The 16,783-nt window shown below is 72.0% G+C and carries 16 protein-coding genes and 2 riboswitches; of the genes, 11 read left to right on the forward strand and 5 right to left on the reverse strand.

What is annotated here, in order from left to right; all coding sequences use genetic code 11:
• Positions 1-8 precede the first annotated feature (8 nt).
• Entirely contained in the window at positions 9-1,322 is a 1,314-nt protein-coding gene (locus Q6347_RS12955; RefSeq protein WP_304603182.1) for an MFS transporter, read from the forward strand.
• Positions 1,323-1,364: 42 nt separating this feature from the next.
• Here Q6347_RS12955 and serC read toward each other — a convergent pair whose 3' ends face one another.
• Positions 1,365-2,492, reverse strand: coding sequence for a phosphoserine transaminase (gene serC / locus Q6347_RS12960; RefSeq protein WP_304607567.1), 1,128 nt, complete (start codon positions 2,490-2,492; stop codon positions 1,365-1,367).
• Positions 2,493-2,531: 39 nt separating this feature from the next.
• Here serC and Q6347_RS12965 point away from each other — a divergent pair, with 39 nt between their 5' ends.
• From Q6347_RS12965 to Q6347_RS12985, 5 genes are all read left to right on the forward strand, one after another.
• Positions 2,532-3,233 (forward strand): metal-dependent transcriptional regulator, encoded by a 702-nt coding sequence (locus Q6347_RS12965; protein ID WP_304603184.1) that lies wholly within the window; start codon positions 2,532-2,534, stop codon positions 3,231-3,233.
• A 135-nt stretch (positions 3,234-3,368) separates the two neighbouring features.
• A riboswitch (cyclic di-AMP (ydaO/yuaA leader) is annotated at positions 3,369-3,532 on the forward strand.
• Positions 3,533-3,534: 2 nt separating this feature from the next.
• Positions 3,535-4,332 (forward strand): C40 family peptidase, encoded by a 798-nt coding sequence (locus tag Q6347_RS12970; RefSeq protein ID WP_304603185.1) that lies wholly within the window; start codon positions 3,535-3,537, stop codon positions 4,330-4,332.
• Between the two features lie 262 nt (positions 4,333-4,594).
• Positions 4,595-4,759: riboswitch (cyclic di-AMP (ydaO/yuaA leader) on the forward strand.
• A 2-nt stretch (positions 4,760-4,761) separates the two neighbouring features.
• Entirely contained in the window at positions 4,762-5,604 is an 843-nt protein-coding gene (locus tag Q6347_RS12975; RefSeq protein ID WP_304603186.1) for a C40 family peptidase, read from the forward strand.
• 201 nt (positions 5,605-5,805) lie between these two features.
• Complete coding sequence (locus Q6347_RS12980) at positions 5,806-6,756, forward strand: universal stress protein (RefSeq protein ID WP_304603187.1); 951 nt, start codon at positions 5,806-5,808, stop codon at positions 6,754-6,756.
• A gap of 123 nt (positions 6,757-6,879) precedes the next feature.
• A complete protein-coding gene (locus tag Q6347_RS12985; RefSeq protein WP_304607568.1) occupies positions 6,880-7,887 on the forward strand; it encodes a DUF559 domain-containing protein in 1,008 nt (335 codons plus the stop codon).
• Positions 7,888-7,945: 58 nt separating this feature from the next.
• Here the strand turns inward: Q6347_RS12985 and Q6347_RS12990 are convergent, their stop codons facing one another.
• Both Q6347_RS12990 and Q6347_RS12995 read right to left on the reverse strand, forming a co-directional pair.
• Positions 7,946-8,770 carry an ABC transporter permease gene (locus tag Q6347_RS12990; RefSeq protein ID WP_171247090.1) on the reverse strand — a complete coding sequence of 275 codons (825 nt, stop codon included), beginning with the start codon at positions 8,768-8,770 and terminating at the stop codon, positions 7,946-7,948.
• Positions 8,767-9,786 (reverse strand): ATP-binding cassette domain-containing protein, encoded by a 1,020-nt coding sequence (locus tag Q6347_RS12995; protein WP_304603189.1) that lies wholly within the window; start codon positions 9,784-9,786, stop codon positions 8,767-8,769. Before Q6347_RS12995 ends, Q6347_RS12990 begins: the two co-directional genes overlap by 4 nt.
• A gap of 106 nt (positions 9,787-9,892) precedes the next feature.
• On the opposite strand from Q6347_RS12995, the gene Q6347_RS13000 reads away from it, so the two are divergent.
• Complete coding sequence (locus Q6347_RS13000) at positions 9,893-11,371, forward strand: serine hydrolase (protein WP_304607569.1); 1,479 nt, start codon at positions 9,893-9,895, stop codon at positions 11,369-11,371.
• Positions 11,372-11,390: 19 nt separating this feature from the next.
• Here Q6347_RS13000 and Q6347_RS13005 read toward each other — a convergent pair whose 3' ends face one another.
• On the reverse strand, positions 11,391-12,146 hold the full coding sequence (locus tag Q6347_RS13005; RefSeq protein ID WP_304603191.1) for a GntR family transcriptional regulator: 756 nt from the start codon (positions 12,144-12,146) through the stop codon (positions 11,391-11,393).
• Between the two features lie 240 nt (positions 12,147-12,386).
• Between Q6347_RS13005 and ehuB the strand changes: the two genes are divergently transcribed.
• From ehuB to Q6347_RS13025, 4 genes are read left to right on the forward strand one after another with little or no spacing between them, the layout of a single operon-like run.
• Positions 12,387-13,349, forward strand: coding sequence for an ectoine/hydroxyectoine ABC transporter substrate-binding protein EhuB (gene ehuB / locus Q6347_RS13010; protein ID WP_304603193.1), 963 nt, complete (start codon positions 12,387-12,389; stop codon positions 13,347-13,349).
• Between the two features lie 4 nt (positions 13,350-13,353).
• Positions 13,354-14,106, forward strand: a complete 753-nt coding sequence (ehuC, locus tag Q6347_RS13015) for an ectoine/hydroxyectoine ABC transporter permease subunit EhuC (protein WP_304603194.1) — start codon at positions 13,354-13,356, stop codon at positions 14,104-14,106.
• Positions 14,103-14,747, forward strand: a complete 645-nt coding sequence (gene ehuD, locus Q6347_RS13020; RefSeq protein WP_171247095.1) for an ectoine/hydroxyectoine ABC transporter permease subunit EhuD — start codon at positions 14,103-14,105, stop codon at positions 14,745-14,747. The genes ehuC and ehuD overlap by 4 nt, the downstream gene beginning before the upstream one ends.
• Before the next feature lie 28 nt (positions 14,748-14,775).
• The gene (locus tag Q6347_RS13025; protein ID WP_171247096.1) at positions 14,776-15,564 is read left to right on the forward strand and encodes an amino acid ABC transporter ATP-binding protein; all 789 of its coding nucleotides are present in this window, start codon (positions 14,776-14,778) and stop codon (positions 15,562-15,564) included.
• 145 nt (positions 15,565-15,709) lie between these two features.
• Here Q6347_RS13025 and Q6347_RS13030 read toward each other — a convergent pair whose 3' ends face one another.
• Complete coding sequence (locus Q6347_RS13030; RefSeq protein WP_304607570.1) at positions 15,710-16,774, reverse strand: hypothetical protein; 1,065 nt, start codon at positions 16,772-16,774, stop codon at positions 15,710-15,712.
• Positions 16,775-16,783 lie beyond the last annotated feature (9 nt).

Here is a 16,783-nt window from a genome sequence, read left to right on the forward strand (position 1 = left end):
GGGCGCTGATGAGTGCCACCTTCTCCTCCCTCCGCTACCCGAACTACCGCCTGTGGTTCGGCGCTGCCCTCGTCGCCAACATCGGCACCTGGATGCAGCGCATCGCCCAGGACTGGCTGGTGCTCACCGACCTCACCGACGACTCCGGCGTCGCCGTCGGCATCACCACCGCCCTGCAGTTCCTGCCGTTCCTGCTGATCGGCCCCTGGACCGGGCTGCTCGCCGACCGGCTGCCCCGCCGGCAGCTCCTCATGGCCACGCAGGGCGCGATGGGCGTCCTGGCCCTCGGCCTCGGCGTGCTCGTGCTGTCCGGCGCGGCCGAGCTCTGGCACGTGTACGCCTTCGCGCTCGGCCTCGGGGTCGCGACCGCCTTCGACAACCCCGTGCGCCAGGCCTTCGTCGCCGAGCTCGTGCCCCCGGAGCGGCTGTCCAACGCCGTCGGCCTCAACAGCGCGTCCTTCAACGCCGCCCGACTGGTCGGACCGGGCGCCGCCGGCCTGCTCATCGCCGCCGTCGGCTCCGGCTGGGTGTTCGTCATCAACGGCCTGACCTTCGCCGCCACGATCGCGGCCGTGGCGCTCATGCGCCCCGCCGCCATGTGGGTCAAGGACCGGGCACCGCGCGGCAAGGGGCAGATCCTCGAGGGTCTGCGGTACGTGCGGGGACGCTCCGACATCGTCGTGATCATGGTGGTCATGGCCGTCGTGTCCACCTTCGGCCTCAACTTCCAGCTCACCAGCGCGATGATGGCGCGGGTCGAGTTCGACCGCGGCGCCGGCGAGTTCGGGCTGCTCGGCTCCGTGCTGGCGATCGGGTCGCTGACCGGCGCGCTGCTCGCCGCCCGGCGCGAGCGCCCGCGGGTGCGGCTCGTCATCGGTGCGGCCTTCGCCTTCGCGGTCGCGACGGCGGTCAACGCCCTCATGCCGACCTACTGGCTCTACGTCGTCACGACCATCCCGGTCGGCCTGTCCGCGCTGACGATGATGACCGCGGCCAACTCCACCATCCAGACCTCGATCGACCCGGTGATGCGCGGGCGGGTCATGGCCCTCTACATGATGGTGTTCCTCGGCTCCACGCCGATCGGCTCACCCGTCGTCGGCTGGATCGGCGAGGCGTTCGGGCCGCGCTGGTCGATCCTCGTCGGGTCGATCACCACCCTCGCCGTGGCGCTCGCGGCCACCGTCTGGGCGATGCGGTCCTGGCGCGTCACGGTGCGCTACCGGCTGCTGCGCCGACCGCACCTCGAGGTCGTCTATCTCGACCCGCCGGTCCCGGCCGGGGACGAGCCGGTCCCGGCGGAGCAGGCCCGGCCGGCCTGACGTCGGGCGCGCCGGCCGCGCTCGCCGTCCCCGTCAGCCTCGTCAGCCGAGCCGGTCGACCACGTAGGTGATGCACTCCGTGAGCGCCGCGACGTCGTCCGGGTCCACCGCGGGGAACATGCCGACGCGCAGCTGGTTGCGGCCCAGCTTGCGGTAGGGGAAGACGTCGAGGATCCCGTGGTCGCGGAGCAGCCCGACGACGGCCCCCGCGTCGACCGACGGGTCCAGGTCGATCGTGCCCACCACCGGGGAGCGCTCCGCCGGGTCGGTGACGAAGGGTGTCGCCCACGGCGTCGCCGCCGCCCAGCCGTACAGGACCTGCGCCGAGCGCTCGCAGCGGCGCACGGACCAGTCCAGCCCGCCGTGCTCGAGCAGCCACTCGACCTGGTCGGCCAGCATGACCAGCGTCCCGACGGCGGGGGTGTTCAGCGTCTGGTCCTGGCGGGAGTTCTCCAGCGCCGTGGTCAGCGACAGGAACTCCGGCACCCACCGGCCGTCGCCGGACGACTCCACCTCCCGGGCGCGCTCCACGGCCGCCGGGGAGCACAGCGCCAGCCACAGGCCGCCGTCGGCGGCGAAGGCCTTCTGCGGGCCGAAGTAGTAGACGTCGGTCTCGTGCAGGTCGACCGGCAGCGCGCCCGCACCCGAGGTCGCGTCGGTCAGCAGGAGCTGGTCGGGGCCGCCCGGGCGGCGCACGGGGGCGACCGCCCCGGTCGAGGTCTCGTTGTGCGGGGTGGCGTAGACGTCCACGGCGTCCGACGGCGTCAGGTGGGCCACCGTCCCGGGTGCGGCCTCGACCACCTCGGGGTCGTCGAGGAAGGGTGCCCGGGCGGTGGCGGCGGCGAACTTGGCCCCGAACTCCCCGAACACGGCATGCTGGGCCCGCCGTCGGACGAGGGACGCCGTGGCGACCTCCCAGAAGGCGGTCGACCCGCCGTTGCCGAGGGCCACCTCGTACCCCGCGGGCAGGTCGAACAACTCGGTCAGGCCCGTGCGCACCCGGTGCACCAGATCCTTGACCGGCGCCTGCCGGTGCGACGTGCCGAGCACCGGGCGTGCCGGGTCGCCGGCCGCGACGAGGGCCTCGACCTGGCCCGTGCGCACCTTGGAGGGGCCGGAGCCGAAGCGGCCGTCGGAGGGCAGCATCGACGCGGGGATCTGGAGGGTCATGCGAATAGACTAGGCCCGGGCCTCAAGACGGGAGCGGACGTGACGGACCTGATCGACACCACCGAGATGTACCTGAAGACGATCTACGAGCTGGGTGAGGAAGGCATCACGCCGCTGCGCGCCCGGATCGCGGAACGTCTGGGGCACTCGGGCCCGACCGTCTCCCAGACGGTCGCGCGGATGGAGCGGGACGGTCTGGTCGTCGTCACCGGTGACCGGCACCTCGAGCTGACCGCCGACGGTCAGGAGAAGGCCGTGCGGGTCATGCGCAAGCACCGTCTGGCCGAGCGTCTGCTCACCGACGTCATCAAGCTCGACTGGCCGCAGGTGCACAACGAGGCCTGCCGGTGGGAGCACGTCATGAGCGACCTCGTCGAGCGTCGGCTGGTGACCCTGCTCGACCACCCGCACCACGACCCGTACGGCAACCCGATCCCGGGGCTGTCGGAGCTGGGGGAGCAGTACGAGGAGCTGCCGTTCCTCGAGGGCGTGCAGTCCCTGCCGCTGTACCTGGAGTCCGGGGCCGACGCCTCCGCGACGGTCGTGCTGCGCCGCATCGCCGAGCCGGTCCAGGTCGACGACGAGTTCCTCCTGCGGCTGTCCGACGCGGGCCTCTTCCCGGGCGCGAGCATCGAGGTGGAGCGCGCCGGCGACGACTTCGTCGTCCGTCTGGTCGACGGTGACGGTGCCCTGGAGCTGCCGGAGGAGCTGGCCAAGCACCTCTTCGTCGCAGCCCGCTGAGATCTCGACGCGACGCATCGGACGCGAGACGTGACCGGAGCGTGACATCGGCGGGGAGGTTCCGGTACGGTCAGACTCGCTCGCGCGGGTGTCTCGCGCGAGTACCGGGACGGGCGCCTAACCCTGTCACCGTCCTGGTTCCCACGGATGACCGCACGACAGGGGCGGGGGACCCACGATTCGGGCACCGGTGACGGTGTCCTCGGGGTGAAGTCCCACGGTTCGTACGGACCGCGGGGCCGGGTGTTTTCTCCCACCCGAACCCGACAGCTGACCTCGTAGGCGAACGGAGAGGTTGAACGTGACTGCTCGCAGCATGCGCGGTAAGCACCGCGCCGCACGCCGCCCCATGATGGCGGCCCCCTCCGCGGCCGCAGGCCGTCGGGCTGCTGTGGTGGCGACCGCCGGTGGTCTCCTGGTTTCCACGATCGGTGGCGCGAGCGCCGCCCACGCGGCGCCGGTGGACGCGGACGCGGCCAAGAAGCTGAGCACCGTGGACCTGGGTGCGCTGACCGACCAGGCGCGCCAGGCGCTCGAGGCGGCCCCGGTGGTCACCGTCGACGCCGAGGCCAAGGTCCAGGTCGAGCGCGTGACGCCCACGATCGTCGAGCGGGCGGACATCAAGGCCGCGCCGGAGCCCGAGCCGGAGCCCGTGCGCGAGGCGGCGCCGTCGCGCTCCTCCGAGCGCGAGTCGCTCTCGAGCTCGTCCTCCTCCTCCTCGACGACGACGTCCTCCTCGGCCACCACGGCCGTGCCGGACTCCGCCGTCGGGTCGACGATCGTCTCCATCGCCTCGCGCTACGTGGGCGTCCCGTACGTCTCCGGTGGCACCACGCCGTCCGGCTTCGACTGCTCCGGGTTCACCCAGTACGTGTACGCCCAGGCCGGTATCTCGCTGCCGCGGTCGTCCTCGGACCAGCGCTACGCCGGCAGCGTGGTCTCCCGCTCCGCCGCGCAGCCGGGCGACCTCATCTGGACCCCGGGCCACATCTCCATCTACGCGGGTGGCAACACGCAGATCGACGCCCCGCGTCCGGGCAAGACGATCCAGTTCCGGAACATCTGGCAGTCCAACCCGACCTTCATCCGAGTCGGCTGAGACGCCGGCACCTCGTGCCGAGGGCCCTGTCGCGCGCAGAGCGCGGCAGGGCCCTCTGTCGTGCCGCGAGGTGCTCCCGGGGGTCCCGGACGCCGGACACCCCTCGAGGGACTCAGCGGGGGGCGCAGTGCCCTCTGCGGGCCCCTCGGACGTGTATCGCCGCAGATCGTGATCGAAACGTGACATCGGGGCGTGTATCAGATACCGTTCTCGCGTCCGGTGGAGCAGTCTGCCGGACCTCGACCGGACGCCGAGCCCTGCCGCCGGTCGGGAACCGAGACCCTAGGCAGGGGCGGGGGACCCACTCTCGGGCACCGGACACGGTGTCCTCGGGGTGAAGTCCCACGGTTCGTCCGAACCGTGGGGCCGGGTGATTTCTCCCACCCGAACCCGACAGCTGACTTCGTAGGCGGACAGGAGAGGGAAGACGTGAACGCACGCACCACGACGCGCGGTCGGCACCTGGCCGCCCGCCGCCCCATCACCGCACCATCTGCAGCCGCGAGCCGTCGTGCTGCCGTGATGGCCACCGCCGGCGGTCTGCTGGTCTCCACGATCGGTGGCGCCACCGCCGCGCACGCCGCGCCCGTGGACTCGGACGCGGCCAAGAAGCTGAGCACCGTGGACCTCGGTTCGCTGACCGACCAGGCCCGCGAGGCCCTGGAGTCCGCGCCCGTGGTCACCGTCGACTCCGGTGCCAAGGTCCAGGTCGAGCGCGTGACGCCGAAGATCGCCGAGAAGGCGGACATCAAGGCGGCCCCCGAGCCCGAGCCCGAGCCGGAGCCCGTGCGCGAGACGACCACCTCGCGCTCCGCCGAGCGGGAGCCCACGTCGACGTCGAGCTCGTCCTCGTCGTCGTCCTCGTCCTCGTCGAGCTCGACCGAGAGCTCCAGCTCCAGCTCCTCGACGCCGACGGCCGACAGCTCGCGGGGTTCGCAGGTCGTGTCCATCGCGGCCCGCTACCTCGGCACGCCGTACGTCGTCGGCGGCGCCTCGCCGTCCGGGTTCGACTGCTCGGGCCTGGTGACCTACGTGTACGCGCAGGTCGGCGTCTCGCTGCCGCACTCCTCGAGCGCGATCCTCAGCGCGTCCAACACGACGCAGATCTCGCAGTCGTCGGCGCAGCCGGGCGACCTCATCTGGTCCCCGGGGCACATCTCGATCTACATCGGCAACGGCCAGCAGATCGAGGCCACGCGCCCCGGCGGCTGGACCGTCCGCCAGTCCAGCCTCTGGCAGTCCAGCCCGACCTTCCTGCGGGTCACCGGCTGACCGACGCCTCGACCGTCCGCCCCGACGCCCCGGCACTCCTCGTGAGTGCCGGGGCGTCGTGCGTCCGGGCACGGCCCGGCCCCCGAGCGCGCCACGCGGTGTCGCCGGGCGGCCTTTGCTGCGTCTTGCGGGGCGCTTTCGTTAGGCTTGAACCAGGCGGATGCCGGACGGCGAGGTCCGGACGCAGACGGGAGGCGCGAGATGACACGTCCTGAGGTCGTCCTGGTGGGGGTCGACGGTTCCGACGCGAGCATGCACGCCCTGGACTGGGCCGCGGCGTACGCGGCACGTGTCGGGTGGAGCCTGCACGTCGTGTGCAGCTACTCGTTGCCGTCCTTCACGGCCGCCTCCCTGGACGGCGGCTACGCGGCCCTCGACGACACCGCGATCGCCGAGGGGGCCAAGGCGGTGCTGTCCGAGGCCACGGCAAGGGTCGAGGGGATCGGCGTCCCGGTCACGGGGACGGTCGCCACCGGGGACGCCGCCGGGGTGCTCGTCGAGATGTCCGCGGAGGCGTGCCTGGCCGTCGTGGGGACGCGCGGGCGCGGCGGATTCACGGAGCGTCTGCTGGGGACGGTGTCCTCGGCGCTGCCGGCCCACGCGCACTGCCCGACGGTGGTCGTGCCCTACCGGCAGGAGGTCGCCGAGACCGACGACCCGGAGCGGCGCGACGGCGACCGGATCCACGACGTGCGGCGGATCGTCGTCGGGGTCGACGGGTCGCCGACCGCGGAGATCGCGTTGCGGCACGCCGTCGAGCAGGCCGAGACCTGGGACGCCGAGCTCGTCGCCGTGGCCGGGGTCCCGCTGGGCAGCGGGGCCGGCGTGCTGGCGTGGCTGCCGTCCCAGATCGACCACGAGCAGATCCTCGACGACGTCAAGGCAGGTCTGGACGTCATCGTCGACCGGGTCGCGGCCGAGCACCCGGGGCTGACGATCAAGCGCCACGTCCTGGACGGGTCCGGTGCCGAGCTCCTGACGGAGTTCTCGGGCGCGGCGGACCTCGTCGTGGTCGGTTCGCGGGGGCGGGGCGGGTTCCGCGGGCTGCTGCTCGGGTCGACGAGCCAGGCCGTGCTGCACCACTCCAAGTGCCCGGTGCTCGTGGTCACCCGCCGGTGCGACGAGGAGCTGCAGGCCGACTCGGCCGCCTGACCGCCTGTTGTGGGCATGAAATCGGCAGCCCGACACGGGTCCGCGCCTGCAGATTCCACGCCCACAACGCGGGGTTGTGGATGACGGGCCCGCGGCGGGGCATGGCTCTGCCACGGTCGTGGCGTGCTGCGAACCACGGCGGAGGGACCCACCCGTGAACCGTTCCGCGTCGCCGACGCGCTCGCTCAGGGGGCGGACCCCGCCGCGCTGCGCCGGGTCGACCTCGACGCGCCGTTCCACGGCGTCCGCGCCCCTGCCGCGTCCGTCTCCGACCTGGAGGGACGGTGCCGGGCACTGATGGCCGTGCTGGACGACGGTGTCGTCTTCAGCCACGTCACGGCGCTGCGGCTGCTCGGGGTCGACGTGCCGTGGACCCTGCGGCACGAGGCGGGCGACGACGCGCCGCCGCACGTCGTCACCTCGCGCGAGGCGGACCGGCCGCAGCGTCAGGACGTGGTCGCCCACCGGTCACGGCAGGAGTTCCTGGACACCATGGTGGTCCGAGGGCTCCCGGTCACCACGCCGGCGCAGACGTTCGTGCATGTCGCGGCAGGCCTCCGGGTGCCGGACGACGTCGTCGTGCTCGGTGACGCGATGATGCGGCACCGGCGCGAGCTCGTGCTGCCCGCGCAACTGGCCGACGTCGCCGGACGGACGCGGAAGGTCAAGGGGATCGCCCAGGTCCGCGCCCAGGTCCCGCGGGTCCGACCCGGCACCGACTCGGTGATGGAGACGCGGACCCGCCTGCGGCTCACCGACGCCGGCCTGCCGGAACCGCTGGTCAACGCCACCCTCCGGCTGGCCGACGGGACCTACGTCAAACGCTGCGACCTGCTGTATCCGGACCACCGCGTGATCGTCGAGTACGACGGCGACCAGCACCGCAGCGACCGCGCGCAGTGGCGCGACGACGTGAGGCGACGGCGGTGGACGGAGCGGCTCGGGTACACGGTCGTCGTGGTGGTCGGTGACGACTTCGTCGAGGCGCTCACGGCAGGGGCGGGGTCCGCCGTCGACCGCGTGCGTGCTCTGCTCGCCGGGCCGGTGCCGCCGCTGCCGCCCCGAGCGCCCCGGACCGTGGCCGTCCCGTACGTGCCCTCCGCGCCACCCGCCACCCCGTTGTGGGTATGAGATCTGCCGGTCGACCGGGCGTGTCGGCTGCAGATTCCATGCCCACAACTGGCAGGGGTCAGCGGCGGTTCCGGTACAGGTACATGGTGATCGGCGCGAAGATCGCCGTCATCACCACGGCCGAGACGAGCACCGTCACGATGTCGCCGGTCACGGGGACGCCGGCCATGAGGCCACGGATCGCCGTCACCAGGTGGGACACCGGGTTGACGTCCACGAACGCCTGCAGGCCCGACGGCATCGTCGAGGGGTCGACGAAGATGTTCGAGGCGAACGTCAGCGGCATCAGCACCATCATCGACACGCCCATCACGGCGTTCGGGGTGCGCAGCAGCAGGCCCAGGATGGTGAAGATCCAGCTCAGCGCGAACGCGAAGACGAGCAGCAGCGCGACGCCCGCGACCACGCCCAGGACGCCGCCGGCCGGCCGGAACCCGATGAGCAGCCCGAGCCCGATGCACATGATCGACGCGATCGTGTACCGCACCTGGTCCCCGAGCAGCGCCCCGACGATCGGGGCGGGCCGCCAGATCGGCAGGGACCGGAACCGGTCGAAGACTCCCTTGGTGATGTCGGTGTTCAGGGTGTAGCCGGTGTACACCGTGACGATGATGATCGTCTGCACCAGGATCCCCGGCAGCAGGAACTGGATGTAGGCGTCCGTGGACCCGGCCAGCGCCCCGCCGAACAGGTACGTGAACATCAGCGTGAAGATCACCGGGGAGACGAGCACGTCGAAGAGCTGTTCCGGCACGTGCTTGATCTTCAGCAGGGCACGCCACCCGAAGGTCAGGGAGGTCGAGACCGCGGAGGGCCGCGCCGGTCGCTCCTCCAGCGCGACGGCCTCCCGCAGCGTCGTGGTGCTCAGCTCGGTCGCGGTCATCGGGACATCTCCTGCTCCATCGCGGGTTCGTCGGAACCCTGGTCGTCCTCCGGCAGGGGCCGGCCGGTGAGCGTCAGGAACACCTCGTCCAGGCTGGGCTGCCCGAGGGAGAACTCCGGCACCTCGATCCCGGCCTCCCCGAGCGCCGGCAGGACCTGCGCGACGTGGTGGGTGCCGTCGTCGGGCACCCGGGCCGTGAGGGCGTAGGGGTCGGTGGGCAGCGTCGGCTCCGTGCCGAGCACCCGGTGCACGATCCCGGCCGCCTCGGCGCGCCGGGAGGCGTCGGCCAGGCGCAGGGCGACCGCCCCCTGGCCCACGGAGTGCTTGAGCTCGCTGGACGTGCCCTCGGCGATGAGCCGGCCGTGGTCGATGACCCCGATGCGGTCCGCGAGCTGGTCGGCCTCCTCGAGGTACTGGGTGGTGAGCAGAACCGTGGCGCCGTCCTCCACGAGCACCCGCACGATGTCCCACACCTGGTTGCGCGACCGCGGGTCCAGGCCCGTCGTGGGCTCGTCGAGGAACAGCACGCGGGGTGACAGCACGAGCGACGCCGCGAGGTCGATCCGGCGCCGCATGCCTCCGGAGTAGGTCTTGACCTGGCGCCCTCCGGCGTCGGTCAGGCCGAAGGCGGCGAGCAGGTCGTCGACCCGGCGTCGCGCGGCCGGGCCCCGGAACCCGTACAGCCTGGCCAGCATCAGCAGGTTCTCGGTGCCGGTGAGGTCCTCGTCCACGGACGCGTACTGGCCGGTCAGCCCGACCGCGGCCCGGACCGCGTCGGCCTCGGCGACGACGTCGTGCCCGAGGACCTTCGCGGTGCCGGCGTCCGGCCGCAGCAGGGTGGCGAGCATGCGGACGACCGTCGTCTTGCCCGCCCCGTTGGGTCCGAGCAGGCCGTACACGCTGCCGGTCGGGATGGACAGGTCGACCCCGTCGACCGCCTTGGTGGTCTTCTTGCCGGAGGTGAAGTGCCGGACGAGTCCGGCGGCCTCGACGGCGAGCTGAGGCGATGCGGTCATGGGGTCTCCTCGATGGTCCTGACGTCAATCTAGAACGTAGGACGAGGGACCGACAGAGGATTCATCGCCGGCCGACACCGGATCCCGGGGTCGCTAGGGTTTCGCCATGATCTCCCGCACCTCGCCCCGGGCGCGCGTCGGCGCGACCGCCGACCGCCTGAACGTCGCCTACCTGGCCGACTGGGTCGCCACGCAGGCGGGACTGGCCCGGCTGCCGGGCGTGCAGTACGCGGTGAGCGTCGACGGCGACCTCGTGCTCGACGGTGCGTGGGGCGTCACCGACCTCACCTCCGGCACACCGCTGCGGACCGACCACGTCTTCCGGGTCGCCTCGCACTCGAAGACGTTCACCGCCACTGCGGTCGCCCGGCTCGTCGACGCCGGCCGGTTGCGGATGGACGACCCGCTGTCCCGGCACGTCGCCGAGCTCGGCGGTACCGACGTCGGGCAGGTGACGGTCCGCGAGGCCCTCGGGCACACCGGCGGGATGCTGCGCGACGGTCGCGACGCCGACTACTGGCAGCTCGCGACCCCGTTCCCGGACCGCGCGACCCTGCTCGACGAGGTCCTGAACCACGGCCAGGTGTACGGCCGCGGCGAGCACTTCAAGTACTCGAACCTCGCCTACGGCCTGCTCGGCATGGTGATCGAGGAGGTCACCGGCGCGTCGTACGCGGACCACGTCCGGGCGGACCTGCTCGAGCCCCTGGGCCTGGCCGACACCTCGCCCGAGCTGGACGACGACGTCGCCCGCCGCGCCGTCGTCGGCCACAGCGCCCGCGCTCTCGCCGCCCCGGGCCTGGCCACGACGTTCGCGGACGGCAGGCTGCCGGTCGCTGCGGTGACGACGGGAGCGCTGGCCGCGGCCACCGGCTTCTGCTCCACGGCACGCGACCTGGTGCGCTGGGCCGACGCGCACGCGGGCGGGGCGACGCTGGTCCGCCCCGAGACCCGCCGGCTGCTGCAGCGGGACGAGTCGGTGATCGACCGTCCGCACAGCGCCCGGCGCGGCTACGGCCTGGGCTTCGAGAGCCGCGTGGTGGACGGACGGCGGCTGGTCGGGCACTCGGGTGGCTTCCCGGGGCAGATCACGCGGACCTGGTTCGACCCGGAGGAGCGGATCGCCGTCGCGGTGCTGACGAACGCGATCGACGGCCCGGCCGACGTGCTCGCGCTGGGGATGCTCGGGCTGGTCGGTGCGGCGCTGGACGCGACGGACCCCGAGCACGGGAAGAACCCGGATGCCGGGGACGACGCTCCGGACGACGCCGCCGCCGCGCACCCGTTGGACCGGTGGACCGGCCGGTTCGCGAACCTGTGGGGGATGACCGACCTGGCCCGGCTGGGCGACCGGGTGTGGGCGATCGACCCGCGACGTGCGGACCCGTTGGACGGTGCCGAGCGGCTCACGGTCGACGGCGACGTGCTGCGGCCGGAGCCGCACGCCGGGTTCGGCCCCGTGGGCGAGCCGATCCAGGTGCTGCGCGACGCGGCGGGTCTGCCGAGCGCCGTCGTCGTCGGCGGGATGACGTCGTGGCCGGCGGACGCGTTCGAGCGGCAGCGGCGGGCGCACGCCGCGGGCTAGGTGCCGCCGGCCCGACCGGTCACAGGTGCAGGGGGTCCAGGTGCGGGGGCGGCAGCGGGCTGGGGTCCTCGAGGGTCTCCGCGCCGACGGACTCCGGGGCGAGGAGTCGCATCACGGCGTCGTCCAGGTTCGCCCGGATCGCCGCCTCCAGCCCGTCGGCGTCACGGGCCTCGAGCCGCTCCACGAGCGGCGCGTGCGCCTCGGCCGCGTCCTTGCGCACGACGTACACCTCGCTGACGGTGAAGCTGGCGATGCGTACCTCGACGATGAGGGTGCTCATCCACCCCATCAGCCAGGCGTTGCCGCTCGCCGCCACCAGCTGCCAGTGCAGGTTGAGGTCTGCGGCGCCGACGCGCAGCGCGTCGTGGGTCGCGTCGGCGCGGGCCAGCTCCTCGTGCGCCGTGCGGACGGCGGCGATCTGCTGGTCGGTGGCCTGGTCGACGGCGATCCGGGCCGCCGAGGTCTCCACCGTCGCGCGCGCCGCGTAGAGCTGGCGGACCTGGTCGCGGCCGATCTGCCGCACCGACAGGCCGCGCCCCGGTGTGGCGACGACGAGACCCTCCGACACCAGCCGTTGCGCCGCCTCGCGGAACGGGCCCCGGCTGACACCGAGCTGCCGGGCCACCTCGATCTCCCGGATCGGCGACCCCACCCGCAGCGCGCCGGTGTAGATCGCGTTGCGCAGCTCGACGGTGATGAGGTCGACCGTGGACGGCCGGGTGACGCGCGAGAGGGTCGGTGCGGCACCGGGTGCGGGACGGTGTGACGGGGGCATGGAGCTCCTTCCGAGGTCACGACACGACAACGATCCGGGGCCGTGGATGTTGCCAGCAGGTATCGCCGGGTGACTTCCGCCGTGCCGAGCGGCGTGATCACGCCGATTCTGCGATTGTAGGACAATCAGACGCAACGACACGCCCATTGTCGGATCGTTCAGAACGCGGCTACCGTAACGAATTGTCCACACATCCAGCCCCGCAGCGTCACGCGTCCGGGGCGACGGAAGGAGACTCCCGTGCAGTCCATCAGGACCACGCATCGCCGCCGGGCCCTGGCCGCGGCCGGCTCTGCTCTCGCTCTGACCGCCCTCGCTGCGTGCTCGAGCGTCGACGACGGCTCGGACAGCGGCGACAGCGGCGGTGACAGCGGCGACGGCGAGTCGATGTCCACGCTCGCCGACCTGCAGGAGGCCGGCTCCATCAACGTCGGGTTCTTCGGCGAGGTGCCCTACAGCTACGAGGAGGACGGCGAGCTCACCGGTGCCACCATCGAGCTGGGCCGTGCCATCTACGGCGAGCTCGGCATCGACGAGGTCACCGGCACCCAGGTCGAGTGGGGCGCCCTCATCCCGGGCGTCAACGCCGACCGTTTCGACGCCGTCAGCGCCGGCATGTCGATCCTTCCCGAGCGCTGCGAGCAGGTGGCGTTCGCGGAGCCGACGATCATGTACACCACGGCCTTCCTCGTGCCCGAGGGCAACCCGGAGGGACTGACCGACTGGCAGTCCGTCGAGGGCAGCGGCCTCAAGCTCGCGGTGACGTCGGGTGCCATCGAGGCCGGCTACGCCAGCGAGACCGACGTCGACGCCATGGAGGTCCCGGACCGCCAGGCCGGCCTGGACGCCGTCGTGTCCGGTCGTGCCGACGCCTACGCGCTGACCGGCATCTCCCTGCGTGCCCTCGCCGAGGAGACCGACCAGCCGGTCGAGGCCACCGAGGCGTTCGTCGCGACGATCAACGGTGAGCCGCAGATCGGTGCCGGTGCGGAGGTCTTCCGCCAGGACGACACCGAACTCCTCGCCGCGTACAACGACGGCCTCTCCACCTACCTGGAGGACGAGGCCGCCTGGCTCGAGGTCATGGAGCCCTTCGGCTTCAGCGAGACGGAGTTCCCGCCGTCCGGCCTGACCGCCGAGCAGCTCTGCGACCCGGAGCAGGACCTGTCGGACCTCGCCGACGAGCTGGGCATGGACTACTGAACGCATGAGCGATGACATCCAGGAACTCGTCGAGAGGCTCCCACTTCTCGGAGACGCAGTTCTTGTCACGTTGCAGATGACACTGGGCGGGGCTCTCCTCGCCATCGTCATCGCCGTGCTGCTCGGGTTCGGCTCGCGCACCCGGTCCCTCTGGGTGCGCGGGCCGTCCCGCGTCGTCGTCGAGTTCTTCCGCGGCACGTCGCTGGTGGTCCAGCTCTTCTGGCTCTTCTACGTGCTGCCGGTGTTCGGCTTCAAGATGGAGGCGCTCGCCGTGGCCGTCGTGGCCCTCGGCCTCAACTACGGCGCCTACGCCTCCGAGGTCGTGCGCGGCTCGATCGCGTCCGTCCCGCCGGGCCAGTGGGAAGCCGCCACCGCGCTGAACATGACGTGGTTCCACAAGGTGCGCCGCGTCATCTTCCCGCAGGCGTGGGCCCTCATGATCCCGATGCTGGCGAACCTGCTGATCCAGCTGGTCAAGGGCTCGGCGCTGGCGTACTACATCACGCTCCAGGACGTGAACTTCTGGACCGTCGAGCTGCGCCGCGCCACGGCCGACACGTTCTTCAGCTACACCGCCGGTCTGCTCGTCTACTTCATCATCGCGTACCTGCTGACCTGGGGGATGAACATCCTGGAGGAGCGTGCCAAGCGTCGGCTCGGCCGGGGTACCCGACCGAGCCTCCGCGAGACGCTCGGGCTCAAGCCCCGGGGCCTGTACACCCCGAAGGTCCCTGAGCCGACGGGGGGTGCCCGATGAACGACAGCATCTGGGACTGGGACCGCGCCTGGGAGGTTCTCCCCCTCCTCCTCGAAGGGCTCTCGGTCACGATCCAGATCACCGTGCTCGGCATGCTCATCGCGTCGATCCTGGGTCTCTTCATCGCGCTGGCGATGCGCACGCCGAGCCGGTGGGTGACGGCGCCGTTGAAGTTCCTCGTGGACTTCATCCGCATGACGCCTCTGCTCGTGCAGCTCGTGTTCGTCTACCTGCTGCTCACCTGGGTGCCCGGCTACGTGGTCGGCTTCGTCGTGCTCGGCGTGCACTACGCGACGTACATGTCCGAGGTGTACCGCGCCGGCATCGAGGCCGTGCCGAAGGGTCAGTGGGAAGCCGCCACGGCCCTGAACATGGCCAAGGGGCGCACCTGGCGTGCCGTCATCCTGCCGCAGGCGATCCGCAACACCCTGCCCGGTCTGGGCAACTACGCGATCTCCATGTTCAAGGAGACGCCGTTCCTCTTCGCCATCTCCGTCAACGAGATGTACAAGGCGGGGCAGGACTACGGTGCCAACACGTTCTCGTACATCGAGGCGCTGACGATGGTCGGTCTGCTCTTCCTCGCGGTGAGCTACCCGACCTCGCTGCTGGTGCGCAGGATGGAGATCCGCCTTGCCTGACCCGACCAACTCCGCAGAGAGCCAGACCATGACCAACACCTCGGGCGACGTGCCCGCCATCGAGTTCCGGGACGTCGTGAAGCGTTTCGGCGACAACGTCGTGCTCGACGGGCTGAACTTCTCGGTCCCGCAGGGTCAGCGCATCACGCTGATCGGCCCGTCAGGGTCGGGCAAGACGACGATCCTGCGCCTGCTGATGACCCTCGAGGAGCTCAGCGGCGGCCTGATCCTCATCGACGGTGACCCGTACACCCACGAGTACAAGGGTGACAAGTGGGTCGCCGTGCCGGAGAAGCGTCGCCGCGTGGTGCGCAACCGGGTCGGGATGGTCTTCCAGCAGTTCAACCTGTTCCCGAACATGACGGTCCTCGGGAACATCATCGAGTCGCCGATCCACGTGCTCGGCAAGTCCAAGGCCGAGGCCGTCGCCGACGCCGAACGGCTGCTCGAGAAGGTCGGCATGTCCGAGAAGCGGGACTTCAACACCAACGAGCTGTCGGGCGGTCAGCAGCAGCGCGTGGCGATCGCCCGCGCGCTGGCGATGGACCCGGAGATCCTGCTGCTCGACGAGGTCACCTCGGCGCTCGACCCGGAGATCGTGGCCGACGTCCTCGACGTGCTCCGCGAGATCGCGGAGACCACGGACATCACGATGCTGCTGGTGACGCACGAGATGCAGTTCGCCCGCGAGGTGTCGGACCGCGTGCTGATGTTCGACAAGGGGCAGATCGTCGAGGAGGCCGACCCCGAGACGATGTTCACCAACCCGACGCACGACCGGACCAAGGAGTTCCTCAAGGCCGTCCTCGGCGGCTGAGCTCCGCGCGGCGCACCACCCGCGTGACGTGCACGAACGGCCCGGGGTGTCCAGTTCTTCTGGACACCCCGGGTCGTTCGTCGTCCGGGCCGGGTGGACCGTCGGCCCACCCGGTCGCCGTCGGTCTGCCCCCGATCGTGGTCGGTCAGCCCGCGGTGCCGTCCGCTCCGGAGCCGTCCGTGCTCGACCCGACGTCGGTTCCGGGCTCGGTCCCGGACGAGGCCCCGCCGTCGCCGGGCGACGCGGGGTCGGTGGGTTCGGCCGGGTCGGTCGGCTCGACCGGATCTGTCGGATCGACAGGGTCGGTGGGTTCGGCCGGGTCGGTCGGCTCGACCGGCTCGGTCGTTCCGGGGCTCGGCGTCGGCGTGGCGGTCGAGCCGTCCTCGGTCTCCGTGGCCGAGCCGTCCGTGGAACCGTCCGTCGTCGTGCCGTCCTCCGGGCCGGAGTCCTCCGTGCCGGAGGCCGGTCCGGACTCCTCGTCGTCCGTGATCCTGTTGCCCGAGCCGATGGTCTCGGCGGCGTCCCGGTCCACCGTGCGGCTCAGGCTCGTCCCGGACCCCTCGACCCCCTGGACGGCGGCCGACAGGGGCTTGCCGAGGACGAGCTCGGTGACGAGCACGACCCCCATGACGACGACGAACAGGACCCCGGCCGAGGCGGCGAGGACCCGGACCGTGCCGTGACGGTCGATCAGCCGGAGCCACGCGTTGCGAGGCGTGCCCGCGGCGGGTGCCTCGTCGGCCGGTCGGGCGGCGTCGTGCGGGCCGGCCGTGTCGGTCCCCTCGGCGGGCAGCGCCATGGCGTTCGGCCCGGTGCCGGCGGTCGGCCCGGTGCCGTCCGGAGGGGTGCCGTCGTCGGCGGGCCCGGTGACGACGGTCCCGGCCGCGGTGGACACGGCGCTGACGGCGCGCGTCCCCGGCCGGGTCCGCGCCATCTGGCCCATGACCGGCTTGAGCTGGGCGTGCGTGCGCTCGATGGATCGCGTGTAGAGGAAGTTGGCGACCACCGTCAGCACGCTGGCGACGCCGGCACCGATGATCGTGCCGGCGATGCCGAAGAAGGAGAGCATCACGGTGGTGCTGACGGCGGCGAGCGCGCTGGCCACGATCTGGGTGATCGAGAGCTTCGTGGCCGTGGACTCGGACGGCTTCTCCGGGCCCTCGGTGCGGGCCGGGCGCTCGTCGGTCGGGGGAGGGCTGGTCGCGGTCACGGGCGCCTC

Source organism: Isoptericola sp. b408, assembly GCF_030588085.1.
GTDB lineage: Bacteria > Actinomycetota > Actinomycetes > Actinomycetales > Cellulomonadaceae > Isoptericola > Isoptericola sediminis.